Annotated in this window: 20 protein-coding genes; 11 read left to right on the top strand and 9 right to left on the bottom strand. The window is 70.2% G+C overall.

Annotated features, from left to right (window positions below):
- The 6 genes from rpsI to nhaA form a co-directional block, all read left to right on the top strand.
- Positions 1 to 308: 30S ribosomal protein S9 (rpsI, locus tag M3N57_12935; protein MDP9023576.1), on the top strand; the 308-nt coding region annotated here is incomplete at its 5' end.
- Between the two features lie 6 nt (positions 309 to 314).
- On the top strand, positions 315 to 1,658 hold the full coding sequence (gene glmM / locus M3N57_12930) for a phosphoglucosamine mutase (protein MDP9023575.1): 1,344 nt from the start codon (positions 315 to 317) through the stop codon (positions 1,656 to 1,658).
- Positions 1,655 to 2,668: an LLM class flavin-dependent oxidoreductase gene (locus M3N57_12925; GenBank protein MDP9023574.1), complete on the top strand. Its 1,014-nt coding sequence runs from the start codon at positions 1,655 to 1,657 to the stop codon at positions 2,666 to 2,668. The genes glmM and M3N57_12925 overlap by 4 nt, the downstream gene beginning before the upstream one ends.
- Positions 2,669 to 2,774: 106 nt before the next feature.
- Positions 2,775 to 3,710, top strand: a complete 936-nt coding sequence (locus M3N57_12920; GenBank protein MDP9023573.1) for a hypothetical protein — start codon at positions 2,775 to 2,777, stop codon at positions 3,708 to 3,710.
- A 26-nt stretch (positions 3,711 to 3,736) separates the two neighbouring features.
- Positions 3,737 to 4,225, top strand: a complete 489-nt coding sequence (locus tag M3N57_12915) for a hypothetical protein (GenBank protein MDP9023572.1) — start codon at positions 3,737 to 3,739, stop codon at positions 4,223 to 4,225.
- A 22-nt stretch (positions 4,226 to 4,247) separates the two neighbouring features.
- A complete protein-coding gene (nhaA, locus tag M3N57_12910) occupies positions 4,248 to 5,672 on the top strand; it encodes a Na+/H+ antiporter NhaA (GenBank protein ID MDP9023571.1) in 1,425 nt (474 codons plus the stop codon).
- A gap of 3 nt (positions 5,673 to 5,675) precedes the next feature.
- On the opposite strand, the gene M3N57_12905 is transcribed toward nhaA, so the two are convergent.
- Positions 5,676 to 6,875, bottom strand: a complete 1,200-nt coding sequence (locus M3N57_12905) for a pyridoxal phosphate-dependent aminotransferase (protein ID MDP9023570.1) — start codon at positions 6,873 to 6,875, stop codon at positions 5,676 to 5,678.
- Positions 6,876 to 7,022: 147 nt separating this feature from the next.
- Between M3N57_12905 and serC the strand changes: the two genes are divergently transcribed.
- On the top strand, positions 7,023 to 8,129 hold the full coding sequence (serC, locus tag M3N57_12900) for a phosphoserine transaminase (GenBank protein MDP9023569.1): 1,107 nt from the start codon (positions 7,023 to 7,025) through the stop codon (positions 8,127 to 8,129).
- A gap of 45 nt (positions 8,130 to 8,174) precedes the next feature.
- Here serC and M3N57_12895 read toward each other — a convergent pair whose 3' ends face one another.
- The 6 genes from M3N57_12895 to M3N57_12870 form a co-directional block, all read right to left on the bottom strand.
- The gene (locus M3N57_12895) at positions 8,175 to 9,605 is read right to left on the bottom strand and encodes a wax ester/triacylglycerol synthase family O-acyltransferase (protein MDP9023568.1); all 1,431 of its coding nucleotides are present in this window, start codon (positions 9,603 to 9,605) and stop codon (positions 8,175 to 8,177) included.
- 53 nt (positions 9,606 to 9,658) lie between these two features.
- Positions 9,659 to 9,985, bottom strand: coding sequence for a hypothetical protein (locus tag M3N57_12890; protein ID MDP9023567.1), 327 nt, complete (start codon positions 9,983 to 9,985; stop codon positions 9,659 to 9,661).
- 91 nt (positions 9,986 to 10,076) lie between these two features.
- Positions 10,077 to 11,060: a carbohydrate kinase family protein gene (locus M3N57_12885; GenBank protein ID MDP9023566.1), complete on the bottom strand. Its 984-nt coding sequence runs from the start codon at positions 11,058 to 11,060 to the stop codon at positions 10,077 to 10,079.
- Between the two features lie 70 nt (positions 11,061 to 11,130).
- Positions 11,131 to 12,447 carry an L-lysine 6-transaminase gene (gene lat / locus M3N57_12880; protein ID MDP9023565.1) on the bottom strand — a complete coding sequence of 439 codons (1,317 nt, stop codon included), beginning with the start codon at positions 12,445 to 12,447 and terminating at the stop codon, positions 11,131 to 11,133.
- Positions 12,448 to 12,542: 95 nt separating this feature from the next.
- Positions 12,543 to 13,421, bottom strand: a complete 879-nt coding sequence (locus tag M3N57_12875) for a PAC2 family protein (GenBank protein ID MDP9023564.1) — start codon at positions 13,419 to 13,421, stop codon at positions 12,543 to 12,545.
- 149 nt (positions 13,422 to 13,570) lie between these two features.
- Positions 13,571 to 13,924 carry a hypothetical protein gene (locus M3N57_12870; GenBank protein MDP9023563.1) on the bottom strand — a complete coding sequence of 118 codons (354 nt, stop codon included), beginning with the start codon at positions 13,922 to 13,924 and terminating at the stop codon, positions 13,571 to 13,573.
- 123 nt (positions 13,925 to 14,047) lie between these two features.
- Here M3N57_12870 and M3N57_12865 point away from each other — a divergent pair, with 123 nt between their 5' ends.
- The 4 genes from M3N57_12865 (at position 14,048) to M3N57_12850 (ending at position 17,477) form a co-directional block, all read left to right on the top strand.
- Entirely contained in the window at positions 14,048 to 15,256 is a 1,209-nt protein-coding gene (locus M3N57_12865) for a hypothetical protein (protein MDP9023562.1), read from the top strand.
- A gap of 112 nt (positions 15,257 to 15,368) precedes the next feature.
- A complete protein-coding gene (locus tag M3N57_12860) occupies positions 15,369 to 15,644 on the top strand; it encodes a hypothetical protein (GenBank protein MDP9023561.1) in 276 nt (91 codons plus the stop codon).
- 3 nt (positions 15,645 to 15,647) lie between these two features.
- The gene (locus M3N57_12855; GenBank protein MDP9023560.1) at positions 15,648 to 16,796 is read left to right on the top strand and encodes a TerC family protein; all 1,149 of its coding nucleotides are present in this window, start codon (positions 15,648 to 15,650) and stop codon (positions 16,794 to 16,796) included.
- Positions 16,797 to 16,829: 33 nt separating this feature from the next.
- Positions 16,830 to 17,477 carry a ribonuclease HI gene (locus tag M3N57_12850; GenBank protein MDP9023559.1) on the top strand — a complete coding sequence of 216 codons (648 nt, stop codon included), beginning with the start codon at positions 16,830 to 16,832 and terminating at the stop codon, positions 17,475 to 17,477.
- A gap of 4 nt (positions 17,478 to 17,481) precedes the next feature.
- Here M3N57_12850 and M3N57_12845 read toward each other — a convergent pair whose 3' ends face one another.
- Both M3N57_12845 and M3N57_12840 read right to left on the bottom strand, forming a co-directional pair.
- Complete coding sequence (locus M3N57_12845; GenBank protein ID MDP9023558.1) at positions 17,482 to 17,859, bottom strand: PspC domain-containing protein; 378 nt, start codon at positions 17,857 to 17,859, stop codon at positions 17,482 to 17,484.
- Positions 17,860 to 17,916: 57 nt separating this feature from the next.
- Positions 17,917 to 18,242 (bottom strand): hypothetical protein (locus M3N57_12840; protein ID MDP9023557.1); only part of this gene is annotated, 326 nt, incomplete at its 5' end.

Below are 18,242 nucleotides of genomic sequence, written 5' to 3'. Positions count from 1 at the left end.
CGCTCAACGGCCGCGGGCTGGAGGACTACTTCCGCACGGAGAAGCACCGCCATCACGCCGTCGAGCCCCTCGCTGTCGTCGAACAGCAGGGCCGCTGGGACGTCGTCGCCCACATCAACGGCGGCGGCATCACCGGTCAGGCCGGGGCGCTGCGGCTGGGCATCGCGCGGGCGCTCGCCGAGCTCGACGACGACTGGCGGAAGCCGCTCAAGGAAGCTGGGCTGCTGACCCGCGATGCTCGTCGCGTGGAGCGCAAGAAGTACGGGCTGAAGAAGGCGCGCAAGGCCCCGCAGTTCTCCAAGCGGTAGGTCCGCGTGAGCGAGCTCTTCGGGACCGACGGGATCCGTGGCGTCGCCAACACCGAGCTGACGCCCGAGCTGGCCCTGTCGGTCGGTCGGGCAGTGGTGACCAAGCTCCGCGAGGACGGCGTGCGCCGCCCCGCGGTCCTGGTCGGGCGCGACCCGCGCTGGTCAGGGGAGCTGCTCGAGGCGGCGCTCGTCGCGGGCATCGCCGCAGCGGGCGGCGACGCGATCACGGTCGGGGTCGTGCCCACCCCAGGTCTGGCGTACCTGACCGAGAGATCCGACGTCGCCGCAGGAGCGATGATCAGCGCGTCGCACAACCCCGTCGGCGACAACGGGATCAAGGTCTTCGCCGGGGACGGCTACAAGCTCGCCGACGACGACGAGGACCGGATCGAGCAGCTGATGCGTCGCGACGACCTGCCGCGTCCGACGGGGACGGCGGTTGGACGCATCGTCGACGACCGGACGCGCACGACCGCCTACGTCGAGCACCTCGTTCAGGCCGCCGAGGAGGACCTCACCGGCCTTCGGCTCGTCGTCGACGCCTCCAACGGTGCGGCCAGCACGATCGCTCCGCTCGTCTACAGCCGGCTGGGGGCGGACGTCGCCGCCGTCCACTGCGCCCCCGACGGGGCGAACATCAACGCGGGGGTCGGCTCGACACATCCGGACGTGATCACCGCAGCCGTCCGCGAACACCGCGCCGACGTCGGGTTTGCCCACGACGGCGACGCTGACCGGTTGATCGCCGCGACGGCCGACGGCGACCTGATCGACGGCGACATCATCCTCGCGATCCTCGCACAAGCGCGGCAGAAGGCGGGGCGCCTGAGCGGCGACCGGGTCGTCACCACGGTGATGACCAACCTCGGGTTCAAGCGCTCGATGCAGCGCCTCGGAATCGACGTGATCGAGACCCGCGTCGGCGACCGGTACGTGCTCGAGGCGATGCGCCGGCACGATGCCGTGCTCGGCGGCGAACAGAGCGGGCACATCATCCAGCTGGACGAGGCCACCACCGGTGACGGCGTCCTGACCGCCGTCAAGCTGCTCAGCGCGATGCGGCAGTCAGGACGGTCGCTCGCCGAGCTGGCCACCGTCATGGAGCGCCTGCCGCAGGTGCTGGTGAACGTGGCCGTCGCCGACAGGAGCGGGCTGGCCGACGCCGCCGCGGTGTGGGAGACCGTCCGGTCCGAGGAGGAACGTCTCGGCGACGACGGGCGGGTCCTGGTGCGTCCGTCGGGGACCGAACCACTGGTCCGGGTGATGGTCGAGGCCGACACCGAGGACGACGCGCGAGCGGTCGCTGACCGGATCGCTGCCGTTGTGCGCTCGACGCTCGGCCTCCCGTGACGGCCACGCGCGGGCTGGCGATCGGCGGCCCGCACCCCGTCATCGTGGACCTCGCCCGGGATGCCGAGCGGCGCGGCTTCGATGCGGTGTGGGTCTCGGAGACCACGAGCGATTCGATCGTGGCCGCCACGGTCCTGGCTCAGCACACCGACCGGATCCGGATCGGTACCAACGTCACGCTGGCCTTCCCCCGGTCGCCGACGATCACCGCGATGGGGGACCTGAACGAGCTGTCGGGTGACCGGTTCGTCGTCGGTCTGGGCAGCCAGGTCCGTCGCATCATCGAGGAGCGGTTCTCCGCGGCGTTCGACCAGCCCGCCGCCCGGATGGCCGAGTACGTGCAAGCGATGCGGACGGTGTGGCGCCAGCGTCGCGGCGAGGATGTGACTTTCGATGGGGACATCTACCGTGTGTTGCGCGGCCCTCTCGGCGGGGCGTCGCCCGCTGCGGGTCGCCCCATGCCCGAGGTGTACGTCGCTGCGGTGGGACCCGTGATGACGGCAACAGCGGCCACGCACGCCGACGGCTGGCTCGGCCATCCCTTCACGTCGTTGAAGTTCCTGGACCTCCAGCGGCCACGGATCGACGAGGCGCTCGCCGCAGCCGGCCGTCCCCGAGACAGCTTCACGGTGTGCACGTCGCTGATCGTCTGCATCAGCGATGACCGCGACACGGCGGTCCGTGAGGCCAAGGGCCAGATCGCCTTCTACGGCACCACTCCCAACTACCGCCGGGTGTTGGGTTCCGGGGGGGACGGCCACCTCACCGGGGACCTGCGCCGGGTGTGGGCCACGACCGGTCACGACCTCGACGCGCTGATCGCCGCGGTCCCCGACGATGTGGTCGAGCGGTACGCGGTGGCCGGCACCCCCGATGAGGTCCGCGACCGTCTGGATGCCTACGCGGAGCGGGTCGACCACGTCATCCTCGGCGGTGCCTGGTACCGGGTCCCCACGGGGCGGATCTCCGAGAACCTCTCCGCGATCATCGACACGTTCGGCCGGTCGTGAGGTGGCGAGCGCCACGGGTCCCATAAGGGTGTCGCGTGAGCGCGGTGGAGTTGCTATGTTCGTCTACTGTTATGCGTGGGGGCACGGAGGGCCGGGGAGGAACCAGATGATCACCGGGCTGATGCAGGCGGAACCGGTCCGCACCCGTTCGAGCCGCCAACGGCTGGAACGGCCGCTCGCGGCAGCCGTGGCGCTGGTGGTCGTCGCCGGGTTCGCGGCGGTCGCGGTGCAGCAGGCGGAGCGGGCCGCTCCCAGCGACGCTGAGCTGGTGGACGCCCTGGTCGCGATCGAGGATCAGGTCGCTGACGTCCCGCTGCTCCCGGACGCGACCGTGTCACCCGACGCCACGTGGGGTGACATCACCGGCGACTTCGTCGGTGCGGCCATCCAGCTCGAGGAGATCGATCCCGAGCTACAGACGCTGGTTGCGCAGGCATCCGAGGCGCGGACCCCTGTGGCCGACGCCGTCGAGGCGGTCGCGTCCGCGTACCGCACCATGCGAGAGGGTTACACGTTCCTGTCCGCCTACGAGCAGGCCGGCCTGGTGGTCGCCCCGCTGCCTCCTCCGGCCGCGGCGGAGACCCCGGAGCTGGCCGCAGGAGCCGATGAACCACGCGGGCAGGCCCAGGTCGGGATGGTGTTGCTGCTGGAGGCGCTCGCAGGGTTCCAGGAGGGGTACGCGGTCCTGCGCGACGCCGAGGCGGCGGGCGAGGCCCGGACCCTGTTCCAGAGCCGCTACATCGTGGTGCAGCAGGCAGCACAGACCGAGGCCGACGACGTCCGCGACGCGTTGTCGCTCCCGGCGACCGAGCGGCTCGTTCCGGTGACCCGCTTCGAACCGCGGTTCACCGGCGAGGAGCCGGAACGGACCGTGCGCTACGCCTGCGTGGACTGGGACGACTACGTCGAGGTCCGACCCGAAGGCCCGCACCCGTCGCTGTCGTTGCCGGAGGGACAACAGGCTGACCTGCCGATCCCCGACTGCCCGGACGTGGACAACGGCAACGAGGTCCGGCTGCTCGAGCCAGGGACGCCCGCCTGAGGCACGGCGTCGGGTAGCGTCGGGCCGTGGAGACCATCCCCAAACCCGACGAGCTGCTGGCGCTGCACGACGTCACGCAGGAGCTGTTCACCACGCTGCGCGCTTGGTTCGATGTCCCCTCGCGTGTGCTGATCGACCTGCGTGAGATCGATTCCGCCGTCGAGGAGCTCGGCGACCCGACGCTGATCGCGGCGATGGCGATGCGCAAGCTGCAGGCACTGCACCTGCTGTCCACGCCGGGGGTGGTGACCAGCACCGACGTCGTGATCACGATCGTGCAGGACCTCGATCGGGCTCTTCTGCAGGCTCCAGAGATGCGACTGAAGGTCCAAGCAGAGGCCACAGACTGGGACGCGGCCCTGGCAGACCTCGCGGTCGACGACAGCGACGCTCCCAGCGAGGCTGACGAGGTCGACGAGGAGGCGCTCCGCTTCCGCTCGTTGCACCGCAAGCTCCACGAGGCGGTCCACGCGGTGCTGCGCGCCTCCGAGGGCGAGATCCGCTTCCTCGTCTGACGCCTTGACGGATCCGCAGCGCATGTCGCCGAACAGCCCGCCCGACGACGAGCGGGCGGGCCTGCCCAGCGCCATCCGGCCGAGCTGGTCCAAGTCGTCTCGGACGGTGCCCACAGCGGTCGTCCAGCCCGTCATCGAGTTCATGCGCACGGAGGCGTCCGGCGGGATCGTCATGCTCGTTGCTGCGCTGGCAGCGCTGATCTGGGCCAACTCCCCGTGGAGCGCGTCGTACGAGGCGCTGATCGGAACGCAGCTCGCGATCCAGCTGGGGCGGATCGGCCTGCTCGACCACACCGTGCAGGAGTGGGTCAACGACGCGTTGATGGTGATCTTCTTCTTCCTGGTCGGTCTCGAGATCAAACGCGAGCTCGTGGTCGGCGAGCTCCGCGACCCGCGCGCCGCGGCCCTCCCCGCACTGGCCGCGTTGGGCGGCATGGTGGTCCCGGCGCTGATCTACGTCGCGTTCAACGCCGGCACCCCCGCCAGCCGCGGGTGGGGGATCCCGATGGCGACGGACATCGCGTTCGCCATCGGGGTGGTGTCGCTGGTCGGCACCCGGGTCCCGGTCAGCGCCAAACTGTTCCTGCTGGCGCTGGCGATCGTCGATGACATCGGTGCGATCCTGGTCATCGCGGTGTTCTACACCGCCGACGTGTCGGCACGGTGGCTCGCTGTTGCGGTGGCCGGACTCCTGCTGGTCGTCGTCATGCAGCGTGTTCACGTCCGCGCCGGGCTGCTCTACATCGTCGCCGGGACGGTGGTGTGGCTCGCGATGCTGGAGTCCGGTGTGCACGCCACCATCGCCGGCGTTGCGCTGGGTCTGCTCACGCCGACCGCGTCGTTCTACCGACCCGAGGAGTTCGCGCCGGCTGCTCGTCGGCTCATCGAACGCATCGACGCGTACAGCGGCGACCCCGGTCAACCTCAGGACGTCCGGATCACGGAACGCACGCAGGCGTTGTTAGGCGACGTCGAGCGCCTCGCTCACGAGTCGGTCTCACCACTGTACCGTCTCGAGCACAAGCTCGCGCCGTGGAGCAGCTTCGTCGTGGTCCCGATCTTCGCGTTCGCCAACGCTGGGGTGCGGATCTCGGGGGAGGCGCTCGGGGGGGCGGTCGGCGATCCGGTCGTCGTCGGGGTGTTCCTGGGTCTGCTGGTCGGGAAGGTGATCGGCGTCACCGCCGCGGCGTGGCTCGGCGTGCGACTGGGCGTCGCACGCCTGCCGGACGGCACCGGATGGCGGCAGGTGTTCGGCCTGGGACTGCTGGCCGGCATCGGGTTCACCGTGGCGTTGTTCGTGACGGCGCTGGCGTTCGATGATCCCGACCTCGCCGCGAGCGCCAAGCTCGGGATCTTCGCCGCGTCGCTGGTGGCCGGTGCGGTGGGCTTCGCCTGGCTGCGCTTCGTGCCGCGCGAGGACAGGCCGGATACCGACCTGGGAAGCTGACGCCTACCGGGCCAGCGCCTGCGTCAACCGCTCGAGCCCTTCGATGAGTTCGTCGTCGCCGAGCGCGTAGCTGATCCTCAGGCCCCCCGGGGCGCCGAAGCCCTCGCCGGGGACGACCGCCACCTTGGCGACGTCTAGCAGGACCTCGGCGAGCTCGACGGTGGAGTCGACCCGACGGCCGCCGAACTCCATCCCCAGCAACCGCGAACAGTCCGGGAAGACGTAGAAGCCACCGTGGGGCTCGGGACAGACGACTCCGTCGATCGCCCTCAGCCGGTCGACGGTCACGGTCCGCCGCCGGTCGTAGGCGACGCGCATCTCGGCGACCCGGTCCTGGGGGCCGGTGAGCGCGGCGGTTGCGGCAGCCTGGGCGACGTTCGCGACGTTGCTGGACAGGTGGCTCTGGACGGTGGCGGCCGCGTCGGCCACCTCGACCGGGGCGATGAGCCAACCGACCCGCCACCCCGTCATCGAGTACGTCTTGGAGACGCCGTTGACCACCACGCAGTGGTCGGCCACCTCCGGGGCCACCACCGGCATCGACACGAATCGGGCATCGCCGTAGACCAGATGCTCGTAGATCTCGTCGGTGACCACCCACAGACCGCGCCCCGCCGCCCACCGACCGATCGCGGCGACCTCCTCGGGGGGGTAGACGGCGCCGGTGGGGTTGGATGGCGAGACGAACATCAACGCCTTGGTGCGGTCGGTGACGGCCGCGTCGAGCTCCTCGACCGAGGCCCGGTACCCGGAGCCGGCGTCGGTCGGCACGACGACGGTCCGGCCTCCGGCAAGTGCGATCTGCTCGGGGTAGGTCACCCAGTACGGGGCCACCAGCAGCACCTCGTCCCCAGGGTCGAGCAGGACCTGGAACGTCTCGTACAGGGCCTGCTTGGCACCGTTGGTCACCACGACCGTGGCCGGGGACGCCTCCAGTCCCGAGTCCCGCGCCGTCTTCTCGGCGATGGCCTCGCGCAGGCTGCCCAGTCCCGGAGCAGCGCTGTAGTGGTGCATCGCCGGGTCGGCGCACGCGCGCTGTGCCGCCTCGACGACGTGGTCGGGGCTGGGAAGATCCGGCTCTCCGGCACCGAAGCCGATCACCGGTTCACCGGCGGCTCTCAGCGCCCGAGCCTTGGCCGTCACCGCGAGCGTCACAGAAGCCTCGATGCGACGGACACGGGCGGCCAGGGTGGTATCGGGCATCGCGATCCCTCGAGGCAGGTCGCCGCAGGATAACCACCGGCCAGCTGGCCCCCGGCGGACGTCGGGTGGTTCACTTCAACGTCCCGCCTCATCGATGACGCCGTGGCGCTCTGCGCGTCGCGTCCTCGAGCCCGCAGAGGAGTCGCCATGATCGATCTCACGATCCCCCGTGAGCTGCTCCCACGCGACGGTCGCTTCGGGAGCGGGCCGAGCAAGGTCCGACCCGAGGCGGTCGCTGCTCTGGCCGAACGCGGCGTCGCGCTGCTGGGCACGTCGCACCGGCAGGCCCCCGTCCGTGGCCTCGTGACGCGGTTGCAGGAGGGCCTGGCCACCCTCTTCGACCTCCCGCACGGGTACGAGGTCGTGCTCGGGGTCGGCGGGGCGACCGCCTTGTTCGACGCCGCTGCGTTCGGTCTGGTGCGCCACCGCAGCCTGCATTACGTCTTCGGCGAGTTCTCGGGCAAGTTCGCCGCTGCGATCGCGGCTGCGCCTTGGCTCGACGACCCCGTGCGGGTCGCGGCAGACCCGGGGACCCGGCCGGATCTGATCGGCCACGACGGCGTCGACGTCCAGGTCGTCACCCACAACGAAACCTCCACCGGGGTCGCGATGGACGTGATCCGTCCCGACGGCGGCGCGCTGGTGGTGGTGGACGCGACCTCGGGCGCGGCGGGGCTCCCGGTCGACGTCTCCCAGGCCGACGTGTACTACTTCAGTCTGCAGAAGGGCTTCGGGTCCGAGGGGGGACTCTGGGTCGCGCTCGTCTCACCGGCGGGGCTGGCGCGCATCGAGGAGCTGGGCGCCGAACGGTACGTCCCCGCGTTCTTGGACCTGCGAACGGCCGTCGACAACTCCCGCAAGCATCAGACGTACAACACGCCGGCCATCGCCACGGTCTTCCTCGCCGTGGAGCAGGTCGAGTGGTTGCTGGAGTGCGGAGGCTTGAAGTGGGCGACCCACCAGTGCGCCACGAAGGCGGATCACCTGTACGGCTGGGCGGAGAAGGTCGACTACGCCACCCCGTTCGTCGCCGACCCCGCCGCACGCTCCGCCGTCGTGGGGACGATCGACCTCGCCGGGGTCACAGCTGACGATGTCAACGCCGTCCTGCGCCGCAACGGCATCGTCGACACCGGCGCCTACCGCAAGCTCGGTCGCAACCAGCTGCGGGTCGGGATGTTCCCGTCCGTCACGCTCGAGGACGTCGTGGCCTACACCGCCTGTGTGGACTGGGTCGTCGAGCGGCTGGCGTGACCCGCCGAGCACGATGACACGTCCATCGTCGACCGGTGCCGTCGGTCACGACGATCCGTCGGTCGGGGCGGCCTCCACCAGCTCGGCGAGGCTGTCGGCGAGGTACTCGCCCAACCGGGACACGTCCGGGACGGTCTCGCGGCAGGTGACCAGCCCGAAGAACAGCCCGTCGCGGTAGCTGACCACGCTGATGTTGAGCGCGCCCCCGTCGATGATCGGACCCATCGGGTAGTAGCTGAGCAGCTCGGCGCCGGCGAAGTACAGCGACCGCCGGGGCCCGGGGACGTTCGAGATCACGACGTTGTACAAGGGCCGGTGCCGTTCGGCCATCCCGGTGGCCGAGTACAGGCGGGCGGCCCGCGCGAACATCGCCGGGGCGGCGAACTCCGCCCAGTCGGTCAACGTGGTCGCGCCGATCGCCAGGTGTTGCCGCTTGGCGATCTGAGCGCTCCGCGACACCCGACGCAGACGCTCGGCCGGGTCGGCTGTGGCGGTGGCCAGCGAGGTGATCATCGCCGATACCGCGTTGCGCTGGGCGTCGCCGCCACCAGCGCGGACCGCGATCGGGACCCACGTGACGAGGTCCTCGCCGGGGAGCTCGCCGTGCTGGGCGAGGTAGCGGCGGAGGGCTCCGGCGCAGACGGCCAGGACCACGTCGTTGAACGAGACGTCGAACGCGCGCTTGACCTGCTTGATGTCGTCGAGTTCGCACGAGACGAACTCCACCCGGCGGTGGGGGGTGATCGACGCGTTGAAACGCGTACGCGGGGCGGTGAACGGTGCCGGCGGCCGGTCGCCGTTGGGCTGATCGCTGTCATCTCGTCGGGCTTGGAACTCCAGAGCGCCCAGCTTCAGCGCGCCTCGGACGGTGCGGTAGGCGGTCTCGGCCAGCTCGACGGGCAGGCTCGCCCGGTCGGCGGCGGCACGCGCCAACAGGTGCAGGTCGGACGGGATCGGCTCGGGTTCGAACGTCTCCTGCGATGCGCTGATCTCGGGATCGGGGTCGGTGTCCAGCAGCGTGGTCGCGATCTCGCGGCCAGAGACGCCGTCGATCGCGGCGTGGTGGATCTTGGTGACCACGGCGATGTGGCCGTCCTCGAGCCCATCGACGTACCACATCTCCCACAGCGGCCGGTCGCGATCCAAGGGCCGGCTGATCACGTCGGCCGTGAAGTCGGCCAGCTCGTCGAGGCCGCCGGCGCCGGGCAGCGTCGCGGACCGGATGTGGTACTCGAGGTCGAAGCCGGGGTCGTTGACCCACACCGGGTGATGCACGTTGAAAGGAACGAACACCAACCGCTGCCGGAACGTGGGAATCTCGTGCAGGTGGGCCTGGACGGTGTCGCGCACCCGCTGTAGGGAGTAGTCCACGTCTGCCGTCGACGGATCGAACAGCATCGCGGACGCCACGTGCATGTGGACGCTGGGCGTCTCGCCGTACAGGAAGGCAGCGTCGAGTCCGGACAGGCGCTCCATCGCGGCTCCCTTCACCGTCCACGGCTGGCCGCAGTCAGTGGATCATCACGAGACTACAACGGCCGGGAGCCAGGTTCTCTGTCGTTCGACGTGTCGTTGCGTCCGTGATCGCGACGTCGCAGTTGGGCGCGCAGGGACTCGTTCTCATCGTCGAGCTCACGGATACGACCCCGAGCCGCCTCGACGTGGCGCATCAGCTTGTCGTTCGCCGCCGTGATCCGGTCGATCACATCCTGCGCATGGGTCAGACGTGAGGACAGATCCTCGAGCATCGCCTCGTGTACCTCGGCCGGGACCAACTCCCCCGCGTCGACTTTGGCCCCGATGGCATCTTGGACAGCATCCCAGTGGGATCTGCTGTGCTCGCGTGAGAGGTTCACGCGACCCACACTACGGGTTGGAGTCGACTCCAAGGCCAACGTCGGCGGGGCGTCCGAACGTCCGCGTCTGCGGTCCGCCGACCCGAGCCGGTCAGACGCCGGTTGCGATGTGGGGGGCGACGTCGTCGGCGGCGTCCTGCCCGTACGCGCGTGCCAGGCGCTCCAAGAACGCGTTGGGCTCCACCACGTACTGCTGGGTACCGACCGACTCGAGGACGAGCGTCGCCAGCAGACTCCCGGTCTGCGCCGAGCGTTGCGGGGTCAGACCCCAGGCGTGGGCGGTCAGGAACCCCGCCCGGAAGCCGTCCCCGACGCCGGTGGGGTCGACGACCTCGTTCTCCGGGCACGCCGGCACGTGCAACGCCGGCCGCCCCGCGGTCTCGATCTCGCAGCCCTTGGGTCCGTGTGTGGTGACGCAGACCCCGACCCGTGCGAGGACCTCGGCGTGTGACCAGCCGGTCTTGGACTCCAGGATCGTGCGTTCGTAGTCGTTGGTGATCAGGTACGCCGCGCCGTCGACGAGCCGGCGGATCTCGGGGCCCGCCATCCGGGCCAGCTGCTGGCTCGGGTCAGCCACGAACGCGATCCCGGCTCGGCGGACCTCGTCAGTGTGGCGCAACATGGCGTGGGGGTCGTTGGGCGAGATCACCACCAGGTCGATCCCCCCGAGGCGCTCGACCACCGGGGCCAGCTCGATCAGCCGGGCTTCCTCCATCGCCCCGGCGTAGAACGACGCGATCTGGCGGTTGTCGATGTCGGTCGTGCAGTGGAAGCGGGCGGTGTGCTTCAGGTCGGAGATGTGCACCGAGTGTGCGTCCACGCCGTGTCGCTCGAGCCAGGCGCGGTAATCGGCGAAGTCGTGCCCGGCGGCTCCGACCAGGACGGGGCGGAGACCGAGCTGCGCCATGCCGAAGCAGATGTTCGCCGCGACGCCACCGCGCCGCACCTCGAGCTCGTCAACCAGGAAGCTGAGCGAGAGCCGATCCAGCTGGTCGGCGATGATCAGCTCGCTGAAGCGGCCGGGGAACCGCATCAGGTAGTCGTTGGCGATCGAGCCGGTGACGGCGATCCGCATACTCGCCCCTGGGTGGGTCCGCGGCACCGTAGCGCAGGCCTGCGTCCGCCGGTTCGGTGCGGGCGTTGCGTCACAGCCGGGCGAGGATCCGGTCGATCGCGTCGACTCCGACGCGGAGCTCGTCACCCTCGATCGTCAGCGGAGGACGGAACCGCAAACTGCGTTCACCGCAGCCGAGCATCATCACGCGTTCCTCGTCGAACAGCCGTTGGCGCACCGCGTCGCGGGTCGAGCGATCCGGCAGGTCGAACGCGCACATCAAGCCACGCCCGCGGACGTTGCCGACCATCTGCGGGTGCTCGGCGGCGAGTTCCGTGAGCAGTTCGACCAGGACCTTCCCGGACGCGGCCGCCCGCTCGGCCAGCCGGTCAGCGTGGAGCACCTCCAGGATCCGCGTGGCGCGGACCATGTCCGTGAGGTTCCCACCGAAGGTGGAGTTGAGCCGGGAGGGCGTCCGCAAGGCGTTCCACGCGACCTCCTCGACGCGCCGCCCGGCCATGATCCCCCCGACGTGCACCTTCTTGCCGTAGGCGACGATGTCCGGCTCGAGGCCGAGCTGCTCGTAGCACCAGCGCGAACCCGTCAGGCCGACGCCCGTCTGGACCTCGTCGAGGACGAACAACGCATCGTGCTCGTGGCACAGGTCCTGCATCCGCTGCAGGAACAGGCCGCGCATGTGGTTGTCGCCACCCTCCCCCTGGATCGGTTCGGCGATGAAGCACGCGATGTCGTGCGCGTACCGGGCGAACGCTGCGGCGGCTTCTTGAAGCGCTCGCTCCTCGGCGTGCTCCACCTCGGCCAGGTGGTCGTCGAGCGGGAAGCGCACGGCCGGAACCGGTACGCGTGGCCAGTCGAACCGGGGGAACCGGGCGGTCTTCATCGGCTCCGTGTCGGTGATCGACATGGTGTAGCCGCTACGGCCGTGGAACGCCCCCTGCAGGTGCAGCACCCGCGTCCCGAGGTCGGGTGAGCGGCCCGCCTGCTCGTTGCGTTGTGACTTCCAGTCGAACGCGACCTTCAGCGCGTTCTCCACCGCCATGGCCCCGCCTTCGATGAAGAAGTACCGGGGCAGCGCCGGGTCGCCCAGGACGCGCTCGAACGTGTCGGTGAAGCGGGCGAGCTCCACGCTGTAGATGTCGGAGTTCGACGGTTTGTTCAGCGCGACGTCCGTCAGCGACGCACGGAACTCCTCATCGGCGGCCAGGGCAGGGTGGTTCATCCCCAGTGCGTTCGAGGCGAAGAACGAGAACAGGTCGAGGTGCTCGCTGCCGTCGCGGGCGTCCACGAGCCACACCCCGTGGCTCGCTGTTGTATCCAGGACGAAGTCGAAGCCTTCGGTCAACAGGTGGCGACCCAGCGTGCGCAGGACATCGCGCGGATCGACCATGGATCATCCCGTTCCCGCCGAACCTGCCGCCATGCGCTCGAAGGGTAGGTCCGCCGACGTGGACGCCCGCTCGGGCTCATCGGTCGCCCAGCCGATCAGTGGTCGTCAGGCTCGCTCTGGCGCCGCAGGAACTGCTCGAACTCCGCGGCGATCTCGTCGCCGCTGGGCAGCGGTCCGAAGGTGGCTTCGGCCTCGACATCGGCGTCGTAGGCGGTCTCCAACTGCTGGATGTGCGACGAGATCTCGTCGCTGCTCCCCGCCGCGAGATCCAGCCGCTGACGGTGTGCGTCGGCGTCGGCGCGCAACTCGGACAGGTCCAGGCCCGACGCGATGACCGTGGCCAGCTCGTCGAGTAGCGCCAACGCCCCGGCGGGGTACTCGCCGGCGACGTAGTGGGGGATGCGCGCCCACAGGCCCAACGTGCGCAGACCCGCGTCGCGGAGGGCCGCTTCGATGATCACCTGGCAGGACGCCGGGACCGTCAACCGCTCGTGGGGCCGCCCGAACCGGTCGAGCAGCTCCTCGTCACTCCCGGTCGTCGCGAGCCGGGTCGGGCGGGTGTGGGGGACCGGTGCCGGCACGGCTCCCAACCCCACGTAGCGCTGCGCACCGGTGTGGGTGGCGAGCTCGACGATGTCGGCGCACAGCTGCTGCCAGGCGAAATCCGGCTCACCGCCTTGCACCAGCAGCACGTCGTTGTCCGCCCCGGCGTGCAGGTGGAAGACGTCGAGCGACGGCCACGTCGGCTCGCCGAGGATCCCACGATCGATGGACAGGATCGGACGCCGGTCGCGGTAGTCGTACAGGGCGTCGCCGTCGAAGGACGCCACGACCTGGGCGTGCCACTGCGCCTGCAGGGTCTCCGCCGCCAACGACCCGCACCTGCCCGCGTCGGTCCACCCGTCCAACGCCACGACCATGACCGGCTCGACCAGCGTCTCGTCGAGTGGCCCATCGAAGCGGAGCAGTTCCATGCGGATCCCATGGTAGGAACGGTGGGCGGCGACCGCTGCCGTGACCGGAGTGATCCCACCGGCCGACCGTCGATCGACGTGGCCGCGGGGGCGACGTGCGTGAACATCAGGGCGGCGCAGCGCCTCGCGTCACCCGGTCCGGTGTCGCCTCACAGGTCGTGCGGTCGGACGGTGCTGCGCTTGTTGGACCTCGCACGGTCCGCGGCCTGGGTCAGCATGTCCTGGACCCGCCGGTTGACCTCGTGCACGAGCTCGCTGTCCATGCGCATGTCGAGGTTGTTCAGCGTCTGCTTGACCCTACTGGTGACGACGACCGAGATGTCCTCGGCCGCGCCGCGGGCCTTGGCCGCCGCTGAACGCACCGACGGTTGCTTCGCCGCGCCCTTCTTGGCGGCCTTCTTCGCCGACGCTCTCCTCGTCGCAGCCTTCTTGGCTGTGGCTTTCTTGGCCGTGGTCTTCTGGGCGGCCGTCTTCTTCCCCGCGGACTTCCTCGGTGCTGCCATCGGTGCGTCGCCTCCATCTCGCCCGGTTCGTGGCCGCCCGCAGCGGCACGCATCAGGCAGACTAGGCGACAACCCGCGCAAGTCGAGGGAGCAGGTGCGTCCGAGGCCGGTTGTGGCGGTCCGGTGAGCGGTTCGCTCCCGCCCGACGTCGCTCGTTGGGTCGCTGGTCCCCAGGGGTTGGCGGCGGTCGCGGACGCCACAGAACGACTCGATCGGGGCGAGGACCCTCTCCAGGTCGGGTCGGACCTGCGTGCGGATGGGCTGAACCCGACCTACGGCGCCGCTGTGATGGCATGCGCGGACGCGCGTCGCCGAGCCAGGCGCGTCCACCACGACGCCGACGCCCTGCTGTTCACACCGCACGCGCTGGAACAGGCGAGCCACCCGGCGGTGTCGGCGTGGCGTGCGACCCGGTTCCGCGACGCCCCGCTCGTCGCGGACCTGTGCAGCGGCGTCGGCGGTGACGCGCTGGCGATCGCCGCCCAGGGAAGCGTCGTCGCCGCCGTCGATCGCGACGAGGCCCGCGTGGTCCTTGCCCGGCACAACGCCACGGTCCGGGCCGTTGCGGTCCGGCCGGTGGTGGGCGACGCGCGACGTCCTCCGACGCGACCTGACGTCGTGGTGCACGTGGATCCCTCGCGGCGTGGCCCTCGTGGGCGGGCCCGACGACTGGCTGCCTACGACCCGCCGTTGGATGCGTTGCAGCCGGTGCTGGCGGCGGCACCCGGGTACGCCGTGGTGCTGTCGCCTGCCGTGTCGCTGGAAGATCCGGATCTTCCGTCGGGGGAGCTGGAGTTCATCCAGGTCGGTCCCGAACTGGTCGAAGCGGTGGTGTGGGGTCGTGGGCTGCGCTCCAACGGGCAGATCGCCACCGCGACGCTGCTGCGTGCCGATGCTCCGCCGTTGACCTGGTCACGCAACCGCGACGCCGAGCATCTACCGGTCCGGCCAGCCGGGGATTGGCTGGTCGAGTGCGCGCCCGCCGCGGTCCGCGCCCGCCTCCATGACGCGCTCGGCGCAGGTTTCGGCGGCTGGCGCATCGCTCGCCATCGGGCGCTGCTGTCGGTCGGCCAGCGGCCCGACCCGTCACCGTGGTGGCGGACGTGGGCGGTCGAAGCCGAGCTCCCGCTGCGCGCCCGCGCCGTTCGCGCGTGGCTGGCGACGCACGGCGATGTCCCGGTCGAGATCCGCACCCACGGTGTCGACGCGGACGTGGAGCGTTTCTGGCGCGACGTGGGACGCCCCCGACGCGGCCCACGAGGACGCACGCTGCACCTGGTCCGCCTCGATACGGGGGCGCGGGCGTACGTCTGTCAACGGTGTGATCCGTGACGCCGGCGGTTGCCTAGACTCGGTGACGCTCCGGCACCACCACGCCCGGGACAGGGAACCTTCGTTCGAACGACCGGGACCCGACACGGAGGTCGCAGGTACGGTGAGTCACATGAACGACACCGGCACCCTCGAGCGGACCGTCCCCAACCAGCGGCCCTGCACCCGTTGCGACGGGACGCAGTACCTCGTCGCGACCCAGCAGGGACTCGGCAAGTACCGTTGCGACCAGTGCGAGCTGGCCGTCGGGTTCGACCTCGAAGCGGAACCGGTGGAGTTCCTCCTCCGCCGTGGGCTCCCCAGCCGCTACTCCAAGCAGTGGTTCGGCCAGCGCCTCGCTCCCCAGGAGCTGCGGCTCGACCGCGAGGTCGCCGCCGACCGTTCGTAACGGGTGCAACACGCGGCCGCCCCGGAGATCGGGGCGATCCTCGCACAGCAGTCCGCGACCGGTGATGTCCCGCTGTGGGCGTGGGTCGCGTTCCTCTGCGCGACGGTGTCGTTCCTCCTCCTCGACCTGCTGGTGTTCCACCGCGAGGCACATCGGGTCGCCACCCGCGAGGCGGCGGTGGCGTCCGCCGCGTGGATCGGGCTCGGACTGCTGTTCGCGGTCGTGGTCTGGGCGTGGATGGGTGCACAGGCCACACAGGAGTACCTCACCGGGTACCTGATCGAGAAGAGCCTGTCGGTCGACAACCTCTTCGTCTTCGTCCTGATCTTCAGCTACTTCCGCGTCCCCAACAAGTACCAGCACCGGGTCCTGTTCTACGGGATCCTCGGCGCGTTCGTCTTCCGGGGTCTGTTCATCGCCCTCGGCGCGGCTCTGCTGGCGAGGTTCTCGTGGGTGGCGTTCCTGTTCGGGGGCTTCCTGATCTACACCGCCTACCGGCTCGCCACACACGAAGGGGTCGAGGTCGACCCGGCTGAGAACCCCGTGCTGAACCTCGTCCGACGTGTGATCCCCATGACCCACAGCTTCCACGGTCAGAAGCTGTTCGTGCGCGGGTCCGAGCTCACCGAGGAGGAGATCGGGCACCGCTCCAGCCGCCGAGCTGTGTTGGCCACGCCGCTGTTCGCCGTGCTGGTGGTGATCGAGACGACCGACATCATCTTCGCCGTGGACTCCATCCCGGCGATCTTCGGGATCACCCGCAACACCTTCCTGGTGTTCTCGTCCAACGCGATGGCGTTGCTGGGACTGCGTGCCCTGTACTTCCTCCTGGCGGACCTGGTCGCGCGTTTCCGCTACCTGGATATCGGCCTGGCGCTGATCCTGGGGATCGTCGGGGTGAAGCTGATCTACGAGGAGTTGGTCCACCTCCAAGACGCGGGACGGGTCCACCTGCCGGAGTGGACGGTCGTGCACATCCCCCCGTGGGCGCCGCTGGTCCTGGTCGCCGTCGTGCTGACGGTTGCGACCGTCATGTCGGTGCGCCACCCGCTCCCCGACGAGGAGATCGAGCGTCGGCTGCAGCAGGCACGACGGTCCGAGCCGCCCGTCGAGACGTCACCGCAGGAGGCGGGAACGACACCGGGGGAGTAGAGCCGGGCAGCCGCCACTGTTTACCCTGGCCCCATGTCGGATTTGACCTGCGAACGCTGTGGCACGAGCTTCGCAGTCCCCGACGACGTGCGCAGCCGGTACCCGGGCTGGACCCCGCGGTACTGCCGGTCGTGCCACCGGGAGGTGTCCGGCGCTCCCGGGGGGCAGGCCAGAGGCGACATGCCGCGACGTGCTGTCGAGGAGAACCTGACGCTGGCCGAGGTGCTGTCGCGGTACAGCGGCGGTCCGGACAGCGGTGTGTTCACCGACGGCAGCGCCAACCCCAACCCGGGGCCGGGTGGTTGGGGGGCGGTGTACGTGGTGGGCGGTGAGGTCGTCGCACAGGACCACGGCCACGATCCCGACACGACCAACAACCGGATGGAGCTGACAGCCGTGATCCGCGGCTGCGATCTCGTGCCCCCGGCGACGCAGGCGACGGTGTACACCGACAGTCGGCTGGTGCACGACACGATCACGAAGTGGGCCGCCGGCTGGGAGAGACGCGGCTGGACCCGCAAGGCCGGCGAGGTCTCCAACCTGGATCTCGTCAAGGAGGCGTACCGCCGGTTCCAGGAGCGTCCCGAGCTGCGCATCGAGTGGATCCCCGCACACGCCGGGAACCGCTGGAACGAGTACGCCGACTCGTTGTCGACCGCCTACACCCGCGAACAGCTGTGATCTCTCAACGGGGTTCGTTGGGCATGGCGATCCACAGGACCAGGTAGGCCACCAGGCCAGGGCCGAACGCGAACGCCCCGACGACGAACACGACCCGCACGATCGTGGAGTCGACGCCCAGATAGCGGGCGATGCCTCCACAGACCCCGGCGATCACGCGGTCGTCACGGCTGCGGACGAGCCGGCGTCGCCGTGATCGGGCAGGGGGGCCGCCGCCCGCGGGCTGCTGCGACGGAGCGGTCGAGGCGGGAGCGTCGTCGCCTGACGCCGGCGCCCCCCCGAAGGGGGCGGTCCCGGTGGGTCGCCGCGTCGGCTCGTCGTCAACGGCGTCTTCCAAACCGGTCGGTGTCAGCCGGTCAGGCGTCTGCTCGCGGTCGCTCATCGGCTCGGCTCCCTGGGCACTGGGGGCGGGCAGGCACGCGCGGTCGAGGTCACTGGTTCACGACTCATCGGGGGCTTCGATGTGGTAGTAGACCTGCCAGAAACCGAGGTGTTCGGGTCCGGTCGCGTCCTGCGGCCCGTACCGCCCCAGCCACGACTGCGGGTCGCCTTCGAACTCGCGCGTGTAGCTGTCGACCGCCTCTTCGGGACCGTCGGCGTCGTGCGGCAACGCAGCGATGCGGACGGCGAGGTGGTCGTCGACGTCACCCTCGAAGATGGGCTCCTCGACGCGGATCGAGTACAGCGACCGCGGTTTGTAGTACCGCTCACGCGGCAGCCGGATGTGCTGCTCGACGCCGCCGTGGTTGCGGGTGTGCACCCGGA

Source organism: Actinomycetota bacterium (genome assembly GCA_030776725.1).
Taxonomy (GTDB): domain Bacteria; phylum Actinomycetota; class Nitriliruptoria; order Nitriliruptorales; family JAHWKO01; genus JAHWKW01.
The sequence above is the reverse complement of the archived record's forward strand: the minus strand, read 5'-3'. Positions and strand labels throughout refer to the sequence as shown.

Bases quoted from the DNA above. Each gene is read 5' to 3' on its own strand.
- M3N57_12920 (MDP9023573.1), top strand. From the start codon at position 2,775: ATGATCACCGGGCTGATGCAGGCGGAACCGGTCCGCACCCGTTCGAGC.
- nhaA (MDP9023571.1), top strand. From the start codon at position 4,248: ATGTCGCCGAACAGCCCGCCCGACGACGAGCGGGCGGGCCTGCCCAGC.
- M3N57_12905 (MDP9023570.1), bottom strand. From the start codon at position 6,875: ATGCCCGATACCACCCTGGCCGCCCGTGTCCGTCGCATCGAGGCTTCT.
- serC (MDP9023569.1), top strand. From the start codon at position 7,023: ATGATCGATCTCACGATCCCCCGTGAGCTGCTCCCACGCGACGGTCGC.
- M3N57_12895 (MDP9023568.1), bottom strand. From the start codon at position 9,605: ATGGAGCGCCTGTCCGGACTCGACGCTGCCTTCCTGTACGGCGAGACG.
- M3N57_12885 (MDP9023566.1), bottom strand. From the start codon at position 11,060: ATGCGGATCGCCGTCACCGGCTCGATCGCCAACGACTACCTGATGCGG.
- lat (MDP9023565.1), bottom strand. From the start codon at position 12,447: ATGGTCGATCCGCGCGATGTCCTGCGCACGCTGGGTCGCCACCTGTTG.
- M3N57_12875 (MDP9023564.1), bottom strand. From the start codon at position 13,421: ATGGAACTGCTCCGCTTCGATGGGCCACTCGACGAGACGCTGGTCGAG.
- M3N57_12870 (MDP9023563.1), bottom strand. From the start codon at position 13,924: ATGGCAGCACCGAGGAAGTCCGCGGGGAAGAAGACGGCCGCCCAGAAG.
- M3N57_12860 (MDP9023561.1), top strand. From the start codon at position 15,369: ATGAACGACACCGGCACCCTCGAGCGGACCGTCCCCAACCAGCGGCCC.
- M3N57_12850 (MDP9023559.1), top strand. From the start codon at position 16,830: ATGTCGGATTTGACCTGCGAACGCTGTGGCACGAGCTTCGCAGTCCCC.
- M3N57_12845 (MDP9023558.1), bottom strand. From the start codon at position 17,859: ATGAGCGACCGCGAGCAGACGCCTGACCGGCTGACACCGACCGGTTTG.